This window comes from Paenibacillus sp. OK076, from assembly GCF_900110055.1.
GTDB lineage: Bacteria > Bacillota > Bacilli > Paenibacillales > Paenibacillaceae > Paenibacillus.
Genome location: NZ_FOCH01000001.1, coordinates 3030994 through 3051568 on the forward strand (window position 1 = coordinate 3030994; position 20575 = coordinate 3051568).

At 48.1% G+C, this 20575-nt stretch carries 22 protein-coding genes; 6 read left to right on the forward strand and 16 right to left on the reverse strand.

Going from position 1 to position 20575, the window contains the following annotated elements; all coding sequences use genetic code 11:
- Nucleotides 1–165 precede the first annotated feature (165 nt).
- Complete coding sequence (locus tag BMY78_RS13320; RefSeq protein WP_090899231.1) at nucleotides 166–684, reverse strand: hypothetical protein; 519 nt, start codon at nucleotides 682–684, stop codon at nucleotides 166–168.
- A gap of 91 nt (nucleotides 685–775) precedes the next feature.
- Nucleotides 776–2050, reverse strand: coding sequence for a sensor domain-containing protein (locus tag BMY78_RS13325; protein WP_177185735.1), 1275 nt, complete (start codon nucleotides 2048–2050; stop codon nucleotides 776–778).
- Nucleotides 2051–2336: 286 nt separating this feature from the next.
- Between BMY78_RS13325 and BMY78_RS13330 the strand changes: the two genes are divergently transcribed.
- From BMY78_RS13330 to BMY78_RS13345, 4 genes are read left to right on the forward strand one after another with little or no spacing between them, the layout of a single operon-like run.
- Nucleotides 2337–2666 carry a PadR family transcriptional regulator gene (locus tag BMY78_RS13330; RefSeq protein WP_090899236.1) on the forward strand — a complete coding sequence of 110 codons (330 nt, stop codon included), beginning with the start codon at nucleotides 2337–2339 and terminating at the stop codon, nucleotides 2664–2666.
- A gap of 14 nt (nucleotides 2667–2680) precedes the next feature.
- A complete protein-coding gene (locus BMY78_RS13335) occupies nucleotides 2681–3544 on the forward strand; it encodes a pentapeptide repeat-containing protein (RefSeq protein ID WP_090899238.1) in 864 nt (287 codons plus the stop codon).
- 12 nt (nucleotides 3545–3556) lie between these two features.
- Nucleotides 3557–4318 carry an ABC transporter ATP-binding protein gene (locus tag BMY78_RS13340; RefSeq protein ID WP_090899241.1) on the forward strand — a complete coding sequence of 254 codons (762 nt, stop codon included), beginning with the start codon at nucleotides 3557–3559 and terminating at the stop codon, nucleotides 4316–4318.
- On the forward strand, nucleotides 4319–5086 hold the full coding sequence (locus BMY78_RS13345) for an ABC transporter permease (RefSeq protein ID WP_090899244.1): 768 nt from the start codon (nucleotides 4319–4321) through the stop codon (nucleotides 5084–5086).
- A gap of 137 nt (nucleotides 5087–5223) precedes the next feature.
- Here BMY78_RS13345 and BMY78_RS13350 read toward each other — a convergent pair whose 3' ends face one another.
- The 11 genes from BMY78_RS13350 to BMY78_RS13400 form a co-directional block, all read right to left on the reverse strand.
- On the reverse strand, nucleotides 5224–6063 hold the full coding sequence (locus tag BMY78_RS13350) for an ABC transporter permease (protein ID WP_090899247.1): 840 nt from the start codon (nucleotides 6061–6063) through the stop codon (nucleotides 5224–5226).
- On the reverse strand, nucleotides 6060–7226 hold the full coding sequence (locus BMY78_RS13355) for an extracellular solute-binding protein (RefSeq protein WP_090899250.1): 1167 nt from the start codon (nucleotides 7224–7226) through the stop codon (nucleotides 6060–6062). The genes BMY78_RS13350 and BMY78_RS13355 overlap by 4 nt, the downstream gene beginning before the upstream one ends.
- A gap of 14 nt (nucleotides 7227–7240) precedes the next feature.
- Nucleotides 7241–8281 carry an ABC transporter ATP-binding protein gene (locus tag BMY78_RS13360; RefSeq protein ID WP_090899253.1) on the reverse strand — a complete coding sequence of 347 codons (1041 nt, stop codon included), beginning with the start codon at nucleotides 8279–8281 and terminating at the stop codon, nucleotides 7241–7243.
- 42 nt (nucleotides 8282–8323) lie between these two features.
- A complete protein-coding gene (locus tag BMY78_RS13365; RefSeq protein WP_076289304.1) occupies nucleotides 8324–9148 on the reverse strand; it encodes an ABC transporter permease in 825 nt (274 codons plus the stop codon).
- A complete protein-coding gene (locus BMY78_RS13370) occupies nucleotides 9124–10188 on the reverse strand; it encodes a LacI family DNA-binding transcriptional regulator (RefSeq protein WP_090899257.1) in 1065 nt (354 codons plus the stop codon). Before BMY78_RS13370 ends, BMY78_RS13365 begins: the two co-directional genes overlap by 25 nt.
- Nucleotides 10173–10925 carry a glycerophosphodiester phosphodiesterase gene (locus tag BMY78_RS13375; protein WP_090899259.1) on the reverse strand — a complete coding sequence of 251 codons (753 nt, stop codon included), beginning with the start codon at nucleotides 10923–10925 and terminating at the stop codon, nucleotides 10173–10175. Before BMY78_RS13375 ends, BMY78_RS13370 begins: the two co-directional genes overlap by 16 nt.
- Nucleotides 10922–11998, reverse strand: coding sequence for a CehA/McbA family metallohydrolase (locus BMY78_RS13380; RefSeq protein WP_090899262.1), 1077 nt, complete (start codon nucleotides 11996–11998; stop codon nucleotides 10922–10924). The genes BMY78_RS13375 and BMY78_RS13380 overlap by 4 nt, the downstream gene beginning before the upstream one ends.
- Nucleotides 11995–12462, reverse strand: a complete 468-nt coding sequence (locus BMY78_RS13385) for a hypothetical protein (protein ID WP_090899265.1) — start codon at nucleotides 12460–12462, stop codon at nucleotides 11995–11997. The genes BMY78_RS13380 and BMY78_RS13385 overlap by 4 nt, the downstream gene beginning before the upstream one ends.
- A gap of 261 nt (nucleotides 12463–12723) precedes the next feature.
- Nucleotides 12724–13848, reverse strand: a complete 1125-nt coding sequence (gene solA / locus BMY78_RS13390) for an N-methyl-L-tryptophan oxidase (protein WP_090899268.1) — start codon at nucleotides 13846–13848, stop codon at nucleotides 12724–12726.
- Between the two features lie 175 nt (nucleotides 13849–14023).
- Nucleotides 14024–14770, reverse strand: a complete 747-nt coding sequence (gene map / locus BMY78_RS13395; RefSeq protein WP_090899270.1) for a type I methionyl aminopeptidase — start codon at nucleotides 14768–14770, stop codon at nucleotides 14024–14026.
- A 27-nt stretch (nucleotides 14771–14797) separates the two neighbouring features.
- The gene (locus BMY78_RS13400; RefSeq protein ID WP_090899273.1) at nucleotides 14798–15520 is read right to left on the reverse strand and encodes a TetR/AcrR family transcriptional regulator; all 723 of its coding nucleotides are present in this window, start codon (nucleotides 15518–15520) and stop codon (nucleotides 14798–14800) included.
- 198 nt (nucleotides 15521–15718) lie between these two features.
- Between BMY78_RS13400 and BMY78_RS13405 the strand changes: the two genes are divergently transcribed.
- Entirely contained in the window at nucleotides 15719–16273 is a 555-nt protein-coding gene (locus BMY78_RS13405; RefSeq protein ID WP_090899276.1) for a GNAT family N-acetyltransferase, read from the forward strand.
- 285 nt (nucleotides 16274–16558) lie between these two features.
- Here the strand turns inward: BMY78_RS13405 and BMY78_RS13410 are convergent, their stop codons facing one another.
- The gene (locus tag BMY78_RS13410; RefSeq protein WP_090899279.1) at nucleotides 16559–17269 is read right to left on the reverse strand and encodes an SDR family NAD(P)-dependent oxidoreductase; all 711 of its coding nucleotides are present in this window, start codon (nucleotides 17267–17269) and stop codon (nucleotides 16559–16561) included.
- A 102-nt stretch (nucleotides 17270–17371) separates the two neighbouring features.
- Between BMY78_RS13410 and BMY78_RS13415 the strand changes: the two genes are divergently transcribed.
- Entirely contained in the window at nucleotides 17372–17731 is a 360-nt protein-coding gene (locus BMY78_RS13415) for a MerR family transcriptional regulator (protein WP_090899282.1), read from the forward strand.
- Nucleotides 17732–17899: 168 nt separating this feature from the next.
- Here BMY78_RS13415 and BMY78_RS13420 read toward each other — a convergent pair whose 3' ends face one another.
- Together BMY78_RS13420 and BMY78_RS13425 are read right to left on the reverse strand one after the other, a co-directional pair.
- Complete coding sequence (locus tag BMY78_RS13420) at nucleotides 17900–19114, reverse strand: macrolide family glycosyltransferase (protein WP_090899285.1); 1215 nt, start codon at nucleotides 19112–19114, stop codon at nucleotides 17900–17902.
- A gap of 71 nt (nucleotides 19115–19185) precedes the next feature.
- The gene (locus tag BMY78_RS13425) at nucleotides 19186–20550 is read right to left on the reverse strand and encodes an MFS transporter (protein WP_090899288.1); all 1365 of its coding nucleotides are present in this window, start codon (nucleotides 20548–20550) and stop codon (nucleotides 19186–19188) included.
- Nucleotides 20551–20575: the final 25 nt, after the last annotated feature.

Sequence of the window (20575 nt, forward strand, 5' to 3'; positions counted from 1 at the left end):
TCACTATCTTTTATCATCAATTAAATGTATAAGCTGAAACAACCAATTAGATAATCATATCCAAATGGTCAAAGCTTCGCAACTTTTTTTAAAAACTCGATTTATCAATAACACATGGATACTAAAAAAGAAAAGCCCCTTACGTCAAAGGGGCTGAATTTCGAATTAGGCCTCTTCCTCTTCGGCCTGACTAGGTGGAGCCATCAGACCTTTGACGGCACCCATAAACGGATGGATGGATTTGATCATGCCGTAGCCCATTTTCATGACCGGCATGAATTGCTGGATCATGCCAAATAGCCGCATTCCACCTCCAAGTATACCTCCAGCCGAAGCCGCACCACCAAGCCCGCCAAACAGCGAGCCCATCATCGGTAGAAAGGACGAAACCTGCGCACGTGATACTGCGCGCGAGCGGGTAGATGGTTTGCGTGTACCATTTACCCGTTTCCGGTTCTGAGGACGACCGTTTTTGCTGCGTGAAACGACCTTTTTATTGGAACGCTGGGTACTGTCCCCTGTGGTCGCTGTGCGCGATACTTTGCCTCCTCCGGTAAGCACCACGCCTCCGCTATTGACGTCAGAAATGTAACCGATGTACGTTTCACCATTATGAAGAGTCACGCAGACGGGCCGGGCCTTATACCGCTTTGCCTTAAGGCGTATTTCGTTGGTTTTAGCCATGGATTTTCACCTCGCTCTACTGATCTACTTCAGTTTACGCGAGAAGTGGACTACTTGCCTGTGCGAATGAGACATACGTGCGGTATTCGCACTAGGAAATTGACGAGTCAAGGAAGGAGAATATGCGATATGTATTTTTCCCTTCCGCTTTAGCAAGATAGAGAGCCGCATCTGCTTTTTGAAGCAGTTCTTTTACTGTGTCGTGTTTCTCATAAAAGGCAATTCCTATGCTGGAAGTAGTATAGAGCTCCTGCCCGTCTATATTCCAGGGAAGTTGCAACGATTCTAAGATATCTTCAGCCATTTGCCTGACGTCTGAGGAGGATTGAACTTGGGGAATTACAAATACGAATTCGTCACCACCCATTCTGGTCAAAACCTCGTGTTCTCGAAGGTAAGCTCCAGCCCTCTTTACAAATTGACGAAGTAACTCATCCCCAGCATCATGCCCTAATGTATCATTAATCTGCTTAAAATTGTCTAGATCTGCAAACATGACAGCCAGCTGACCCACATCTGTTTTTTCTCCACTCAAGGCATCACTTAACATTTTATTAAGAAATCTTCGGTTAGGTGCTCCAGTTAAGGCATCATGATAACTTAATTGCTCCAATTGTATTTGGTACTTTTTTCGTTCTGTTATTTCTCTTCCGACAAGCATCATATTTTTAAAATCACCGGACTCATCGAACATCGGTGTTCCTTTTAACTCTAACCATACTGGAAATCCCTGTTCATGCTGACGCTGTATCTCATAGGTAAAGGGCTTTTGTAAAAGCAACATACTCATAAAAATCGTACGAAAATTCTCATCTACTTCATCATTCGGTTGATAGAATACCCATTTGCCTATGTATTCTTTTGGATCAAATCCAAGTACCATTTTGTGAGAAGGAGAAGCATACTCCACAATACCGTCAAGATTAATCAGTTGGATAAGATCAAGGGAGTTTTCTGCTAACAATCGATATCGCTCTTCACTTTCTTTCAAGGCCGTGAGCAACTGCCTTTGCTCAGTAATGTTTTTAGCTACTCCAAAAATACCATTGACCTTGCCTTCAAAGAACAAGGGAACTTGCTTAATTTGCAAATGAACGATATTTCCATTTATATGATAAGCTTCGGCAACGTATTGACAGGATGCACCCTTTAAAACTTCAAAGAAAAACTGGCTAATCAAATCAAGCTGATGTAGACAAAATATATCTTTGTAAGATGAACCCATAATTTCTTCCTTTTTATAACCTAAACACTCTGTAACCCCTTCATTCACTTCAACGATCTTTGCTTCGTTGGAAACAATGAAGATGGCATCCGGATTGTAATTAATGATCGATCTAAATGCCTCAATGGACTGCTCACTCAAAAACTTCCTCATACTTCGTCCTATCCTCCGCCAGCATAGCTGTAATTAGTTAGAGTAACTTTAGATTACTTTAGCAAATTTTGTCTCAGTTTGATAATGCTAAAATTAACCAATTGATTCCGTAACCTCCTGCCAAAATTAAAGCGAATTTCCGGCTCATTCTGGAAAGTTAATCCCTTTTAAATATCGTTCTGAAAAATCAAATTTTCAATCAAGGTATTTTGTTCGTAATACTACCTTGACAGTCACAGTAGTGTGTCGTATTATACAGATGCGAGGTGATTACATGAGCCAGAATAAAATTACATCCGACCTACTACGCGGCCATACCGATACGATGATATTACGGCTCTTATCCGAAGCTGACAGATACGGGTACGAGATTGTCAAAATGATTGCCGAGCGCTCGGGTGGTGAGTACGAATTAAAAGAAGCCACCATGTACTCCAGCGTTCGGCGACTTGAAGCGGAGGGCGATATCGAGTGGTATTGGGGCGATGAATCTCAAGGTGGACGTCGTAAATATTTCAGGATTACTGAAAAGGGTAAGGCAACGCATGCCAGTAACAAAGACAACTGGGAGTACGCCAAGCGTGTTCTTGAAAACTTATTATAGGGAGTGTTGAGGTTATGAATGAGAAGTTAACCCACTATTTGAATGGCGTTTTCGCACCGTACGATGAGGTGAAAAGCGTCACCGAATTGAAAGCAGACCTTCACTCCGATTTGCAGGAGAGGTTCCGTGATCTCAAAGCCGAGGGCAAGGATGATGAAACTGCTTTTGAGATGACCATAGAGAGCATCGGTGATATTGAGCAAACGGTACAGGAGGTCGCCAACCTCTCCCGCTCTCTGGAGCGGCAGGTGGTGACGAACTTTAACGCGAGTAACCTACCAACAAGCGACTTTGCGGGCGTTATCGCCCATAAAGGACAATTTAAGTCCAGCGCGTTGCGAGGCTCTAATTTCACGAACGCCGACTTGACCGGCAGCTCGTTTGCCAGCAGCGATGTGCGGGATGCCAATTTCGACGGCGCAAATTTGACTGATTGCAACCTATCCACCCTAGACCTAGGAAATGTGAGCTTCAATCGATCGATCCTTGTACGCACAATCTTCAGCAAGTCGGGACTGGACGGAGCAAAATTCACAGGTGTAAGACTGACCGACGTCACGTTCTCCTTGACCGATCTTAGAAAAACCATTTTTCAAAACTGTATCTTTGACGGCGTGGAGTTCAAATCTTCCGATCTGGGAGGGATGTGTTTTGACGGGCAAACTTTTATCGGTGTCAAGTTTGATAAGGCAGCACTGAACGAAGTTTCGTTTAAAAATGCGACACTTAAGAACGTCTCTTTCCCGACATCTTCGTGGTCTAAAAAATATTACCGTATTATCAAAACCATCTGCTTTGACGGTGCGATGATGGATAAACTGACGTATGCCGCCCTTAAAGGCATGGATGCCAATTTGTCAAAAGTTACGGTTATCTAAGGAGGGGATCCCATGCAAAACAAGTCAATTCATGTGAATGGCCTGCAAAAATCCTTCAAGCAACTGCAAGTCCTTAAGGGCGTTGATTTCGAGGTGGAAAAAGGGAGCATCTTCGCCCTGCTCGGCTCCAACGGTGCGGGCAAAACAACCGTTGTCAAAATCCTCACCACGCTGCTCAAAAAAGATAGCGGAACCGCCACCGTAAACGGGTTCGATGTGGAAACCAAACCCGACAATGTGCGGCAAGCGATCAGTTTGACTGGGCAATTTGCCGCCGTAGACGAGATTTTAACCGGACGAGAAAATCTGATCATGATTGCCAAACTTCGATACCTCCAAAATCCCCGTCAGGTTGCGGACGATTTGCTTACACGTTTTGGCCTGACAGATGCCGCCGACCGCAGGGTGTTTACTTATTCTGGTGGTATGCGCCGCAGACTCGACATCGCCTTGAGCCTTGTGGGAAAACCGCAGATCATTTTCCTCGACGAGCCAACGACTGGACTTGACCCCGAAGCACGTATAGAGGTTTGGAAGATTGTAAAGGAGCTGTCAGCCGGAGGTACGACGGTATTCCTGACCACGCAGTATTTAGAAGAAGCGGAACAGCTTGCCGATCGAATTGCCATTCTGCATGAAGGCAGGATTATCGCTAGCGGAACACTCTCGGATCTAAAAAAGTTGATCCCGTCCAGAAAGGTCGAGTATGTGGAAAAACAGCCAACATTGGAGGATATATTCCTCGCAATCATCGGCAAACAGGAGGCAAACTAAATGGAAACGGTGAAAAAACACTTTTTTAGCGATATGAGCGTTATGCTTGGACGTTCCATGCGGCATATTTTCCGCAGTATGGACACCATTATTACGGTCACCATTATGCCCATCGCGTTTATGCTGCTGTTCGTCTATGTGTTTGGTGGAGCCATTCATACCGGAACCGATAATTATGTAAATTATCTACTGCCGGGTATACTATTGATTGCTATAGCTAGCGGTATATCCTACACGTCTTACCGTCTGTTCATTGATGTGCAGCGGGGCATATTCGAGCGGTTTCACTCCATGCCGATTTCACGTTCCACCTTATTATGGGGACATGTGCTGACCTCTCTGTTATCCAACTTTTTGTCGGTGATAGTCATCATTCTCGTAGCGCTCGTTATGGGCTTTCGTTCACCCGCAGGGATACTGTCATGGCTTGGGGTAGCTGGCATACTCACTCTGTTTACGCTGGCATTAACCTGGGTCGCGGCAATTGCCGGACTGTCCGCCAAATCTGTGGATGGCGCAAGCGCCTTCTCCTACCCGATTATATTCCTGCCTTTTATCAGTTCTGCTTTTGTACCAACCGAGTCGATGCCTTCGGTCGTTCGAGCCTTTGCCGAAAATCAACCGGTAACCTCCATCGTGGAAGCGATCCGGGCACTAATGTTGGGTCAGCCGGTAGGCAATGATATATGGGTCGCGCTTGCCTGGTGTGTCGGGATCTTGGTTGTAGCATATATCTTCGCAATGAGAGTGTATAAGAAGCGGGTATGATCCGTCTTGATCTGACTACTTAACAAAGAGAGATGGTGAAGAAATTCGTTCATGTCTTTGCACCAAAAAAGCGCTCCCTAATAAAGGAGCGCTGTAGCTTTTCAGACTCTTCAACAATGAATAATCTATACCCCCATCTATATCTTCGCCTTCTCCTCCTCCGCCATCGACCGGATGTAGAAAGCACCCAGCACCGAGCACAGCAAGAATGAGAAGAAAGCAATCGCTGCGGCTTGTTCGCGCTCCTGGAAAACGCTGAATACCTGCTGCATGGAGACACCAAGCATCTGCGGAGAGTTGGCTCCGATCAGATAGGGCGCAGTGAACGAGCCGATGACCCCCATGAAGACAAAGGTCAGGGCAACAAGAAATGTCTTGTATGACAGCGGGAAAATAAACCGGGTAAACAGCGTCAGTCTGCCTACACCCACGTCCTTTGCACTTTCAATGATCGATGAAGGAATGCCCGACAGCGCGGAACTGAGCAGCATCGTCGTAAATGGAATGTTGAACCACAGGTTGGCGATGATGATTCCTTTCTCGTCAAAGATGATGCGTGGCAGCGTGATTCCAACCACCTCAAGCATGCGGGCGAGCCAGCCATGGTTGCCGAGCAAGTTGATCAGACCATAAGTTGCAATGACACCAGGGATGAACAGCGGGATCATGTACGTTTTACGAATCAGATTAACGATTGGCCCCTGATTGAAGCGCATGTAGATTGCCAACGTGTAGCTGATCAAAATTACGGCAACACACGTAATGGCAGTCACCCGAAGTGTAAATACGATATTGCTGCGCATCCCTTTATCAGTGAACAGATAGGTATAGCGGCTCAGATCGTATCCACCCGAACTGTTGCTCAGACTCATGATGAAGGATTGAACAATCGGGATTATGACGACGATCAAGAGGATGGCGAAGGAGGGGAGCACCATCGCCAGGCCTGTGATCGACTGTCTGGCTTCCTTACTCATTTCGCGGCAACGTCGCTCTGCCAGCGTTTGTTAATCTCCGTGCCCAGATCCCCGATGTTGAACGTGCGGAAGCCTTCGGCCACACCGTCGAATTTATTCTGCATTTCCTGTGACATGTTGGAGAGCTCAATGCCCGGGAAGCCATTCATTTTGTCAACGATCACTTCCTGCGCTTCAGGGGACAGGACAAAGTTCAGGAATTCATTGATCGCTTCCTTCTTGTCCGACTCCTGGTTGACCATCAGGTACGTTGGTCCGCCGTTGAAGCCCGGCGTGATCTGCTGCATCTTAATTGTATCCGGCAACAAACCTTCGTTCAGCTGCTGTAACACCATGTCCGACCAGGCCGGAATTAAGGACACTTCACCATTCATCAACAGATCCAGCGTGCCCTGGTTTTTCTTCGGATAGATGCCCTGCCCGTAGACATACGGTCCGATCTCTTTGAGCGTGTCGAAACCGCCGTCCCACTTCTCCATGATCGCCGGATCGGAGTTGTGAATGTCTTCTTCCGGCAGGTCTTTGTAGACAATCGTCTGCACGAACGAGCTGCCGGAACCACCCGTTGACGGGTCATTGTAGGCGAACTGCTCAGGATTGGCTTTGATCCACTGCAGCAGCTCGTCCAGCGTAGTTGGCGGATTGGAGATTTTGCTGCTGTCATAGGCCAGAACCACGGCGGACGAACGATACGGAACTGCGAAGTTGTCCACATCCTTCATCGTGTCTGTGTTGACTTTGCTCAGATTAGGAATGTCCTTCTCGTTCAGCTGCTCCCAAACACCATCCTTGGTGCCCTGCGCGACGGAGGTGATTCCGTCCTCGTACAGGTCAATGTCTCCTGAGCCCTTACCCGCTTTCTTGGCAGCCACGATCCGGTCGTAGGTCGGCTCAGCGCCAGTACCGGACGGGATATAAACCAGGTTCACGTCGATATCCGGATGCTGTTTCTCAAACATCGGCTCCAGCGAATCCCACAGATCCTTGACGTTCTGAGAGCCCGTAAAGTAGAAGTTAAATTTCACCGGATCGCTCGATGCAGCAGCGCTCCCTCCGGTGGTAGTTGTACTTTTAATCTCGCTTCCGTTCCCACACCCGGCTAGCAATGACACTGATAATCCCACAACAGTCAACAATGATAAAAATGGCTTTTTCATACGCATATCATTCATCCTCCTCAGTTCGATTCATCGACCGGGAATCCGGTCATTTTCGAGATCGAGACGCCGACATCTTTTCCTACCTGCAGCTGCTCAACGAATTCCTTGTTCAGAAAAGCACGTATAATGCCGAATTCCACCAATTCCACGGTAACTTCGGCGTAATGTCCAAGAATCATGACCTGCTTGACCTTGCCCGCCAAAATACCTTCACCCATCGTAGTACTGCTCACCTGTACGTCTTCTGGTCGGACCGCAGCTGTCACCTGTCCGCTTAACCCCTTCTCGTTCGGCAGGCGAAGATGTCCAACCCGGATGCTCTCCCCTTCCGCCACCCCCTTAAGGAAATTCATTTTGCCTATAAAACCGGCGACATATAATGAAGCGGGCTCATCGTAAATCTGCTGTGGATGAGCAATTTGCTCGATGCGCCCGTGATTCATGACGATAATGCGGTCGGACAACGACAGCGCTTCTTCCTGATCATGCGTGACAAAGACCATGGTGAGCCCGGTCTTCATTTGGATCTCACGCAGCTCCTCACGCATTTCGTGCCGCAGCTTGGCGTCCAACGCCGAGAAAGGCTCGTCCAATAGCAGTACCGCCGGATTGAGCAGCAGAGACCGCGCCAGCGCAACCCGCTGCTGCTGTCCACCCGAAAGCTCTGCGGGATATTTCTTCTCGAAACCCGACAGTCGGACCAGCTTGAGCGCATCCTCAACCGCCGTGCGGATCTCTTCCTTCGGCATTTTGCGGATCTTCAGGCCGAAAGCCAGATTGTCGTATACCGACATATGCGACCACAAGTTATAGCTCTGGAACACCATCGAGGTCGGCCGTTTCTCCGGTGGCAGTTGAATGACACTCTTGCCCTCAATCAGGATGTCACCGGAGTCCGGTTCGAGAAACCCGCCGATGCTTCGGAGTACAGTAGTTTTCCCGCACCCGGAGGGACCAAGAAGGGTGACCAGCTCGCCTTTTTTGATATCGATGTTGATGCCGCTGACCCCGTCACCCGTTTTGTAACGTTTGGCTAACTCTCGTACAGACAACTGCATACTTCTGCCTCCCTTTGCTTCGATATATCGACCGAAACATGTTTATTTCATTTGAAAACCGCTCGCCAGCACGTCCGCGCTCACCAGCCGCTGGGCTGCCACCAGCAGAATAATGGTCGGCAGCGTCAGGATGATCGAGAATACGGCTCCGGCGCTGCTCGGAAAGTCGGAAATAATGGAGTACATGACGATTGGCATTGTTTTGTAATCCGGAATACCGACCAGGAACGTCCCCTGTGCTTCGTCTAGCGAATTGAGGAACGTGAAGATCGAAGCGACCATGATGCCGGGCATCGCCATTGGCAGGGTAATGCTGCGGAACACTTTGAACGGGCTTGCCCCAACATCCCGCGCTGATTCCTCCTGCGCCCGGTGCACGTTGCGGAAGGCGGAGGTCGGAATCCAGGTCATGAACATCAGCACATTGATCATATGGATCAGCACAACGCCGAGCAGCGTATTCATCAGTCCAATCCGGTAGAAAAGAACTGCGATGGAGACGTACAACCCCATTTTCGGAAAAGCGTGCGTCAGCAGGAACGAGAACAGGAACATCCGCTTCAGCGGAAACTGGAGTCTTGCGAAGGCATACGCTGCTGGGATGCAGACGACGATGGACAGCAAGGTCACCAGAGTAGCAATGAGGAACGACAATGAGATCGACGAGACAATATCGTCCTTCGCCAGTACGAACTCCCACCATTTGAAGCCCCATACCTGGGGCAGAATATCCGGATAATTCCACTTTTCACTAAAGGCAAGCACTAGCAGATTGACCAGCGGACCCGCGAAAAAAATGGCGAACACGGTCAGCAACACAAATTCGATTATTCTTCTCGGACCTACGTGTTTCCAGTACCAAGACATGTTCCGTCCTCCCTTCCATTCGTCGATTGACGAACAATCACTTCGCTTTCGTATTCAATCAGTCGCGGCACGCTCCCCTCGCCGCTAATCAGGCGATCCAGAATCGATACCGCGTCTCGGCCGATACCAGACGCATCCACGCTGACGGTAGTCAGCGATGGGTGGTACATGCCGGCCACTTCGGTATTGTCGTAGCCCATAACGGATACTTCCTCCGGAACGCGGACGCCGCGCTCCATCAGCACCTTCATCGCCCCCAGTGCAAGCATGTCATTTGTACTGAACAGAGCGCTGTATCGTCCCTCCCGGAAGGCCACATAATGCTCCTCCATCAACTTCCGACCGGAATCGAAGCTTGATTCCGACGACTCGGCAATGGTAAACCCGTCCTGTTCAGAACTAACACCGAGGGATTCAAGCCGCTTTCGGAAGCCCTCCAATCGCAGCGAGTGGCTCCGATGCTCGCTCGGTCCGGCGATGATAAAGAATTTGCGGTGTCCGCAGTCATATAAATGCTGTGCCGCTCGTTCTCCACCGGCTTCATCGTTGCTCACAAGATGTACGACGTCCGGATCTTCCGTCGATCCGTTCACCATCAGATAAGGGATATTGAAGTTTTTGACGTAATCGATGACGTTCTTCTGCAGCCGGCTGACCAGAATGAGTCCATCCACACGCTGTTCCAGCATATAATCGGTGGAGCGCAGCGACATTTCCCTATCGGTCTTCAGGAAAATCGAGTAGCCCATCTCTTCAGCGGACATCAGTATCTCGTCAATGATTCTGCCATACAGCGTGTGGGACACAATCGGCAGCCTGTCACGGAAAACGATGACTCCGATGTTGTACGTACGCTTGGCAACCATCGCCCGGGCGACGGCGCTCGGCTTGTAGCGAAGCTGCTCGACCGCCTTCAGGACGCGATCCCGGACTTCAGGACTCGCATATCCGTTTCCGGAGATCACCCGAGAAGCGGTCGATTTCGATACACCGGCCAGTTGGGCCAGCTCCCGCAAACTATGATTCAGCTTATTGTCCAATCCCTATTCTCCTTTGCAAAATCCGTCTCTTCCCGGACAGCAATCAGCTTCGCCGGATCACGGGTTGTTATCGAGTCAACGCCCAACTGTGCAAGTCGCCGCATGTCGTCCGCCTCCGTAACCGTCCAGACGTAGATAGCCAGACCATTCCGCCGCACAGCTTCCATAAGTTCTGGCTGAACGACCTGATACGGCACGTTAATCCCAAAGCAGCCGGCTTCGTGAGCATTTGCACACGCCTTGAACACTGCCTCGTCGCAGCTCAGACTCCTGAAGCTTTGCATGTTCACATTAAGCAGTCTGCGGATGCTTGGAGCGTATCGACCGGCTTGGAGGGCCGTCTCATATTCGCAGCCGCTGAAGAACACCATCTCCGTCATCCCCATCCGTTCAATCAAGGCGGACACCGGCTCCAGAGCGCTGTCTGTTTTGATATCCAGATTCATCATTTTACCGGCTGAGCGTATCTGCTCAAGCACATCCTGAAGCGTCGGAACGGGCGCTAGTCTAGCGGTGTTCAACTCCTTCAGTGTCATTTCTGTAAGACTGCCGCAGCTCCCATCTGCCAAAGTGATATCTTCATCGTGGGCGAGCACCGGTACGCCGTCCCGAGTGGAACGGATATCGTCTTCGTAAATATCTACGCCAAGTCTTAGCGCCGCCTCAAGTGACTCGAAAGAATGATCGGGATGGCTCATGCAGCCAGTATGGGCTGTGATCAGCGGGAATTTGTTCATCGCGAGTATCCTCCTTCTTCGAAATAGATCGCGTTGGTAAAGGCGATCAGCACATGGGCTCCTCGTACGGTTCCCCATAGCTCGGCGCGAATCCACCTGCGGGGGATATCTGGAGCTGACTCCCTCAGTTGGGCTTCGAGTTGCATCATCTGTCCGTCCGATGAAGACGGAACTTCAAGGTTAAGCTCCTCGCCCAGATTGGAATACAGCTTCAATTTGCAGACCTGGTTCGGTAGCGACCACAGTCCGGTGCGGACCGAGAAGTCCAGCGTCAAGTTCGCCCGGATCGGCTCCTCTGCAGCTTCCCGTCTCTCGTCTGCCGTTGGAAACGTAGAGCCGATTGCATAGATTGCACCTCCAGCGGCCAGTGTCAGGGTCAGCAGAGGACCTATCGTTACGGACGCGCGCCCTTCTCGCAGCGCTTGGATAAGCATTTCTTCATGGAGCGAAAGGGCTGTCGAATCCCCGTTCCCCGCCACTGCGTCGTCCTCGATGCCGAGGTAAGTCACCGAGATCGGATCGTCTGTCTCGCCCTGCGCATGCCAGTCCCTGCCTGAAGTGGCCGCGATCCGATATCCTTCATTCAGTTTCTCCGTCCACAGATCAAATGCACGCCGATTGTTCGTCTGAATGGAAGGGAACGTGCCGGACCAGACTTCAATGTAATCAACGGCGGACCAGTTCCCAATCTCGTATTCCCAGAAACAACCCGTACACGCCGGACTTCCGATCCGGAAGGGATGAGCAAGCCCAGCGATTCCACCAAGGCGATGCACGTTCTCGATCCCCTCATCGATTCCATCCCGATTCGCTTGACGCCAATCAGCAAAAGCGCTCAGTCCGATCGTCACCATATGGCCGTGAAAAGTTGTCCATTCCATGCCGGGGATGATTCGTAGTCCGTATTTCTGCTCGATTTCTGCTTTGCCGCTCAAACCGGACATCGTGTTGTGATCGGTCAGCGCGATGGCGTCGAAGCCCAGATTAGCTGCTCCCGCTGCCAGTTCTCCCAGCGTCTGACTGCCATCGCTGTGCAGCGTATGCGTATGCAGTTCACAGGCGAACCACTTCATATCGAGTCCTCCTCTGTCGTCCAGACTTCCAGTCGATAAGCGCACGTATCGGTCACGATGCAGTGCAGGCTTAATGTGACGCTCCAAGGCCCCGGAACCAGCTCGCCCGCCATTAGGCCGGGAGAAGCTTCTCCCTCCGATACGTATAGATCCTGCACCTCGTCTTGGCGGTGGCACGCCCCTCGGTATCCCCGCGCATCATCCAGCGAGAGTGTGATCAGATTTTTCAGAGGGAGATGATGGTCGGCATTGGCAATCGCGTATTCCCGATTTTGCGGCAAAATGTATAGATCGTAACTGTCCTTGAGCAGCCGTAGCGCCTTCTCCCGATTCTCGAGCGTTTTCGGCGTATATTGTAGTCGCAGGTTCAGCTTTCCACAGCCCTCTTCCAATTCAAAAGGAATGCGGATATGTGTTTTGGAATCCTCGGGAGATGCGTATCCTTGCAGATCCAGCAGCTTCATTGCGCCGCACCACCTTTCATTATTCCGTTATATTGATGACTTGCGTGATACACTTCCCCTGAATGTGGGACCGTTCCCACATCTAATACTTATGTTACGGGTTAAAAATCAAATCCGTATCTGCATCGTGTTAATATTCTGTAAATGCAAAAAAGACCAAACTTCTATTAAAAGAAGACCGGTCTTTTTATCTTTTTATCGCTAGATTGTTTTCGCACGGCATACGAGGGGCAGCTCGTAAAGATTCTCTTGAATGGATTCTTAAAATCGATTGATTGAAAATGTAGAAATGTTATGTTCCGTTTTCCCTGATATAATCAAATCACTTAAAATCTGTCCAACTACGCTGCTGAATTTAAAGCCATGTCCTGAGAAACCGGATGCAATGGCAACGTTAGGATAGTTAGGATGTGTATCGATAATGAAATCTTCGTCAGGAGTCATTGTGTACATACACGTTTTACCGAACTTCAATTCTTGTGCAGAGGGCATATAGTGATGTAAAAATTGTTTTAAATCTGTTGTGTCTTCCTTTAGTTCACCAAATCCCTGGATGGCTTCATCTGGATCGATTGTATCTCCTCCATCATGTCGGCCTAATTTTAATCCGGAACCATCGATGCTTGGGAAACCATAATAATGTCCGTTAGATGTTTCGAAGGAAAAGGCTGGGAACTCCTTATGATTATATAAATCTTCATTAGTATCAAACCAGGCAAATGTTTTTCTTATAGGGTTAAGAGGAAGATTTAGATCCAACATGGAAAGAAGACTTCCTGACCAGGCCCCTGCCGAAACTACTAATGCATCTGCGCTAAAAGTATGATCATCGGTTTTGATGTTAACTCTTTGATCATGAACCATGATTTCTTTTACTTTGCTATTGGTTATGATGGTCGCTCCGTTCTGCTCTGCGAGTTCTCGATAGGCTTCGATGCACTCCTCACATTTCAGCACTCCTGAAGTTGGTTCGTAACAGCCGATGTAGTTGTTCGGTAAAGTGATGCCTGGCCAGCGCTTATTTACTTCAATGGAATCTAAAATTTCAAGTGGCAATGAATATGTTTTTGAGCTTGAAATGATATTTTGGATAAAATCTGTTTTCTCGTAACCCACGTTTAGAACCCCGGTAGGGAGAAATAACTGTTTTCCCGACACTTTTGCTAAGTCATTCCATAATTCTTGAGACTTGAGCGCCAACGGAACATAATTTTCACCTTCACCATACGCGTGTCGAATGATTCTCGTCTCTCCGTGATGACTGCCTTTGTTATGGGGCGGGTTAAAAGAATCGATTAATAATGTACTTTTCCCACTCTTGGATAAAAAATAACCCGCCGCCATCCCCATTGAACCTGCTCCTATTACGATTACGTCATAATGCATTGTAAGTAACCTCCCTGTAAGAAATCCCCATGTAACTTAAGTATTACGTATGGCTAGATTCTTCTATATTACTAAATGATATTATCACTTAACAATTGCGCTATCCTGGGCATGATACCCAAGTCATAATAAAAAAACCGCATAACAACGCGGTTTTCTTAGATTCATAAATTTATTACTGAGCCGTTAAAATCAGCGGTCCATCCGACGTGATTGCGATCGTATGCTCATATTGTGCCGACAACTTGCCGTCGGCCGTTCTCGCCGTCCAATGATCTTCGTCGATCGTGATACGGAACGTACCTTCGTTAATCATCGGTTCAATGGTAAACACCATGCCTTCTTTTAATCGAATGCCTTTGCCGGCTACGCCGATATGCTCATAGGTCGGTTCCTCGTGTAGGCTCCGACCGATTCCGTGCGCCAACAGATCGCGTACGACCGAATACCCGTGAGCTTCCGCATGCTTTTGAATCGCCGACGTTATATCGCCGAGTCGGCCCCCGGGTACAGCCTGGGCAATTCCCAGATCCAAGCATTCCTTTGTCACCTTCATTAATTTTTGCGCTTCCGGCCGAATATTGCCCACCGCATAGCTCATGCACGAGTCGCCAAACCACCCCCCGTATTCCGCGACGATGTCAAGTTTCAGCAAGTCACCGTCCTGAAGAACCCGGTTCGAGGGAATGCCGTGGGCTACGACATCGTTGATCGAAATGCAGGTTTCGGCGGGAAAACCATTATACCCTTTCGTAAACTGCTTGCCACCCAGCTTGGTGATGTGTCTGGCAACAAAATCATTGATTTCTAGCGTGGTGATGCCGGGCTCAATGAGTTTGGTCACCTCGCGGTAGCAGTCCGCAACGATTTGGCTCGCCGGCTTCATTTCTTCAATTTCCTTAGGTGATTTTATAATGATCATCTTTTGTTTATTCACTCCTCATCCATCCTATAATTTTAATATCCGGACGATATCCATCGCCTCTCCGTGCAGCTTGTCGCGACGCATCGATAGCGAGGCGCAGCCAACCAAGGCGGCCAGCAGCATTTCCGCGCGCTGCAGTCCATAGGGCTGCTCCGCCGCTTTCCCGCCGGAAGCGGCATCCCCGTCTGACGCATGCCCGGTGTCCACCAGCGCGGCAAATGGCGCAACCACTTCATGCTGAAAAGCGGCCAAGAGTGTGGCTGATCGAGCTTCAGGTAGCGAGGCAAAACCCTCAACAGCCAGCTTATGCAGCAAGTATAGGGCGTGGTCCTCCGCCCAAAGCTGCAGCAACTGGACGCTGGCTGCCGCGACGGGGCCAAGTTCTGCGGAAGCAGTCGTTTCATGGCTTTCCCGGCTGGAATTCGTCGCAACCGCATTCCCGGTGTGCACGGCAGCACCCAAGACGAAGGGCCCACTCGCTGGCTCCTCGCCCAAAGCCGAATCGCGCGGGGCATCTGGCCATCCCTCGGCCCGCTCCAATGCGTCCCACAGGAGATCGTTGAGCAAATCGCCCTTATTGCTGTAATAATGATATACCGTGCCATACCCGAGTCCAGCCTGAGCGGCCACATCTCGGATTTCCAGTAAAGGCCCTTTATTCAAAAACACATCGGCAGCGGCTTTACGGATTTGCGCCAGACGCCGCAGCCGGATTTCTTCGTTTTGTTCTTTCGTGCGTGGAGTCATCTCGTCGGATCACCTCTTTTTTTGACCTACTATTATGTCAATATAAAACATTAGCTTGCGAATAACAAGAGAAATGCTGTTACTGAAGCTCTATTGCATTCACTTTTATTTACTGTGTTAGTAAGATAATATTATTAAGAAAGAAAAAAAAGCGTATATACTCCAATTAAATTACTTTTCAGAACGGAGATAGAAAATATGAAGAAGTCACAGGTATATGCAGTAACAGATCGTCTACATATTAGGCAATTTGGCTTGCAGGATACGCTGCCTTTCTACGAGTACCGAGCAAATCCAACCATTTCCCAGTTCCAATCCTGGGAGAACTATTCGTATGAGGATGCCGAATTGTTTGTTGACAAGCAAATGAACCACACTCCTAATCAGCCAGGTACATGGTTTCAATTCGCTCTTGCCTTAGCGGATTCGGATCTGCTTATTGGAGATTGCGCTCTGCATACACCCCTTAATGAACCGAGAATTGTAGAGATTGGGTTCACTCTCTCACCTGAGCATCAAGGGCATGGATATATCCATGAAGCGCTAAAGGCATTGTTGGATTATATTTTTAAAACACTGGGCAAACACAAGGTGATTGCATTTACGGATGTACGGAATGACAAATCCATTCGCGTTCTTGAACGCTTAGGCATGAGGCGTGAAGGGCATATGTTGCAAAATTACATGTCAAAAGGAAACTGGGTGGACGAGTATCAGTATGCCATTCTCCAATCGGAGTGGTTAATTGACTGATCACTTCATAACGAATGAATTGCTGCATGGGCTGATCATGATTTAACACACATCGCAAAGATCGTTTGGATAATGGCCAAAAGAAACGATTCGGAGGTGGGACCTTGGGAAGAATATTTGGTTATTTTAAAATAAAGACCACTCCATATGTCGTCCCATATCTCTTCATTATTAAAAAAAGAACAGACGTATTACGGGGTGCCCCAAGCGAGTACCCGGTTTAATACGTCTGTTTTTTAACGAGTAACAACGTATTTTACGATACCATCGTTTTGCAGATCTGCATTACCAGGCGTACACGCCCTTCTCATCCAAGAACTCTCCGTTATGATGTTTGCCATCTGTCGCATAACCCACGATTATCGCAGCAGCTGCTTCTTTTGATTTACCGCCTTCGGCATTACCGTTAAGGTCTGTTGATGTGAATCCAGGCGTTACCGCAAATACTTGAGCCCTGCTGCTTTTGAGTTCATATGCCATCGAAACTGTCATGGCGTTGTTGGCGGTTTTGGATGAATTATAGTCAAATGCGTTTAAAGTAAATCCCGTATTTTGCATATGATCCAGCGAAGCCATGTCGGTCGATACATTAACGATTGTGCCTTCGTTATCTTTGATTAACGGGAACAAACGCTGGTTCAGACGGAAGGTTCCGAAAAAGTTGACTTCGAAAGCGTTCCTCAGATCCTCCTCTTTGGTATCCGTAAATGAACGCGAGAAAGCACCAGGCATACCCGCATTATTGATCAGAAGTTTGAAGTCCGGATAATCCTTAGTAATCGTATCGGCCGACCTTTTGATGCTTTCCAAGTCACTCATATCGATTTGCACAAACTCTATGTCTAACCCCTCGGAAATTAACTCGGAAACAGCCGCTTCCCCCCGTTCAGCGCTGCGTGCACCAAGGAGGACTTTCCAGCCGACCTGACCTAACTGCTTAACGATTTCAAATCCGATACCTTTATTTGCTCCAGTTACAAAAGCGATTTTTTTCATGTGAATCCTCTTTTCTCTAATTTGATTTTCATTAACAATGTATAAGTTACTATGCTACACTTAGTGTAGGTCAACCATAAATTTTGATAAAAGAGGGTTAGCATGTTAACAATTGGAGAAGTAGCGAAGAAAGTCGATATCGCTGTCGGGGCGATACGTTTTTACGAAAGAAAGGGCCTGTTGAAGCCTGCTGCGCGCAGTGAGCAGAATAACCGTCTTTACACGGAAGATGATCTGAATTGGCTGGTTTTTATCAAATGTCTTCGCGAAACGGGGATGAGTGTGGAGGACATTAAAACGTATTATGACAAGGTAAATGAAGGAACCTCAACTCTGCCTGAAAGAACCAAACTGATTCAAGATCAAAGGCAAAAGCTGTTGGAAGATATCGAGCAGAAAAAAGCGCAGCTCGTTCATCTGGATCACAAACTGGAGCGCTATTATCGTGGAGAAAATTATTAAGATAAGTCTTGTCCTAAAAATAAAACTTTTGAATTTCATGTAATATCAAGTACTCTTTTGCACTATTTTCTTGTTTATTATGGGACAATAACTTGGTTCCTTAAAGCAAAAAAAGCCGCTAATTCAGCGACTTTGAATGGTACTATATACGATTATGGAATATGAAGATTAGACCTTAGCAAAATGATTCATAATTGTATCGGCGGCTCGCTTATAACCACCGGCCTGCCGTAAAGATTCGCCGATGAGGTAAGCCTGCTGTTTATAAAGAGGGTTTCTTAGTACTTCTGCTAATGCCTCTCTCAAACCAGTTGTGGTGAGGTTATGCTTATCTAAAGTGATACCCGCGCCCAGCTCCTCTACCCGACTGGCTACAAGAGGCTGATCCGACGTTAATGGAATCATCACCAATGGAACGTTGTAATAAAGCGCCTCACTAGTGCTGTTCATTCCGGCATGTGTAATAAAAACATCCGTATGCTGCAGCATATCCAACTGTGCGATGTATGGCTTGACGATAAAATTATCTGGAATTCGATCAGCCAGTGGCTCCATATCGGTGTATTTTCCAGAAGATAGTACAACATTCACCGGCAAATCCCCAAATGCTTCAAAGCAAAGCTGATAAAAATCCAGGTTTTTATTTAAAATGGTTCCCATGGCAATGTACACCGTTTGCGGGTAACGTTCACGAAGCAGCTCGAACGAGAAGGTCGGAGCATCTTGACGCGGTATGATCGAAGGACCCGTGAAAATAAAACTATCATCCAGCTTTTCTGCCTGCGGCTGAAAATAACGGCTTGTATACACGAGCTTTAACCGACCTGCATGTGCCGGAATCTCTTCCATGGCTGGAATATTCACTTGGAACTCTTGGGCCAACTCACGCGTTATCTTCATCGTGGCCTCATACAGTTCCATCGTATCGGCATCATCCTTCTCATTCAAATCTTGGCCAGAACCTAAGGGCTCTGCGAAAGCAAAGGAGGCAATCGAACACACCGCTGGAATTCCCAGCTTTTCGGCAAGAATAGTCCCACCCCAGCCCATCAGGGAATCAAAGATCAAATAATCGAACTTTTGATGTTCTATCGCTCGAAGCACAGCGGGGATCACCCTCCGAATGATACCGCCTACCATCATATAAATGAATTGATAAGAATGCTTGTACTCCTGTGGTTTCAGTACTGGATCATGCGAGAAGGCATCTTGCGGAAATGGATAGGTAATTAACTGGGCTCCGCTTTGTTCAATTCGGGAACGGTACTCCTCCGTGCACACATAGACAACTTCCTCGCCATTGTTCCTCAACTGAGTAACTAATCCTAACGACGGATTCACATGGCCTTCAGCCGGAGTAATTACAACCAACACACGTGCCATCTTTTCCACCTCCCAATTTCAATAAGTACCCCCGTTCTTCATGATGTATTTTGCGATGTATCCGTTTTCCATTACATGGGAAGCGAATCCTTCGCATCGCTTAATGAATGATGTTTTTGATGAACAAGTTCCGTAATTCTTAAGGATGCTAAGAAACTTGATAAAACAAAGAGTAATTGGAGCGTTAACACCATCAAAACGCCTGTCGATATGCCCCACTGTAAAGTTTCGGACAAAGCAATTAGAGCACCGCCAACTCCAATGCTTACACCCATATAGAAGGAATCCACAAATTGGAGATCCGCGGACATTGCTCCCTCTTTCCCAGACTCGGCATGTTGTAAAGCGATAGCCGCAGTTGTAGGGTTGGCCAATCCAACACCGAACCCCGTAATCATTTGTGAGATTAGGATGAGTATAATTCCACCGCTTGAAAAGATAAGGGCTAGGATCACAAGTATAGTTCCAGCGACCATAATCCCAATTCCCACCATAACTCTGCGCTTTCGGCCATGACCATAATCTCGTGCATCAAGCTTGGCTTGCAACCACGCTGCTGCGGACCAGCTCAGAGACCCTGCTGCAACAAGCAGGCCCGCGAGATCTGATGATAACCCCTTCACTTCGGTCAGTGCCAGGATCACAAAACTCTCCGTTGTAAAATAACAAGCAACATACAGCCCTCTGGAAACCAAAGTTGCCGGCAACCCTTTTTCCACCGTGAAAGTGCCTATTGGAAGCAACTTGTGCATTAGCGGGATCATGATGAATAACCCACCAAAAGTCAGTACTATTCCTTTCCAATCGGTTATCATCCCGAGCCCTGTGAGTAACAATCCCGTTCCAATGGCAAGTAAAATCGCATGGATAATCTTCGAGTTGGCTGTTTGGGCTGAACCAGTCAGAGCTTGACGAAGCTGCAGATCACGAAAAGAGCGAAATGTGAGACTTATTGCCAATACAAGCAAGGGTAGAACGATCCAGAAAACAAACCGCCAAGAGATATAGGAGGCAATAAGCCCTGCCACATAAGGCCCGATTAACGAAGGCAGAACAAATGCCATGGAGAATGCAGCTAAGATTTGAGTACGAAGAGCATCTGGATAATGTAATGTTACACAGGTATAAACACATGTGATCAAAGCTCCCGCTCCAAACCCTTGAAGGGCTCTTCCTGCAATAAGCATATCCATATTCAAAGAAACAGCCGCAACTATGGTACCTAGCACAAAAACACTACACGACACAAGCATGGATGTAAAAACGCCGCGCTTGTCAACCTGCTGACCCATGACCAAGGTTCCTACAAGCTGCGATAACAAAAATGCGCTGAAAATCCAACCGTACAAATGAATGCCCTGCAAGCTTTGTGCCATTTTCGAGGCAATTGTCGTGATAGCCAGTCCCTCAAAAGCTACAGTTGTCAGAACCAGCATAATACCAATTGTAGTCGCTCTGTAC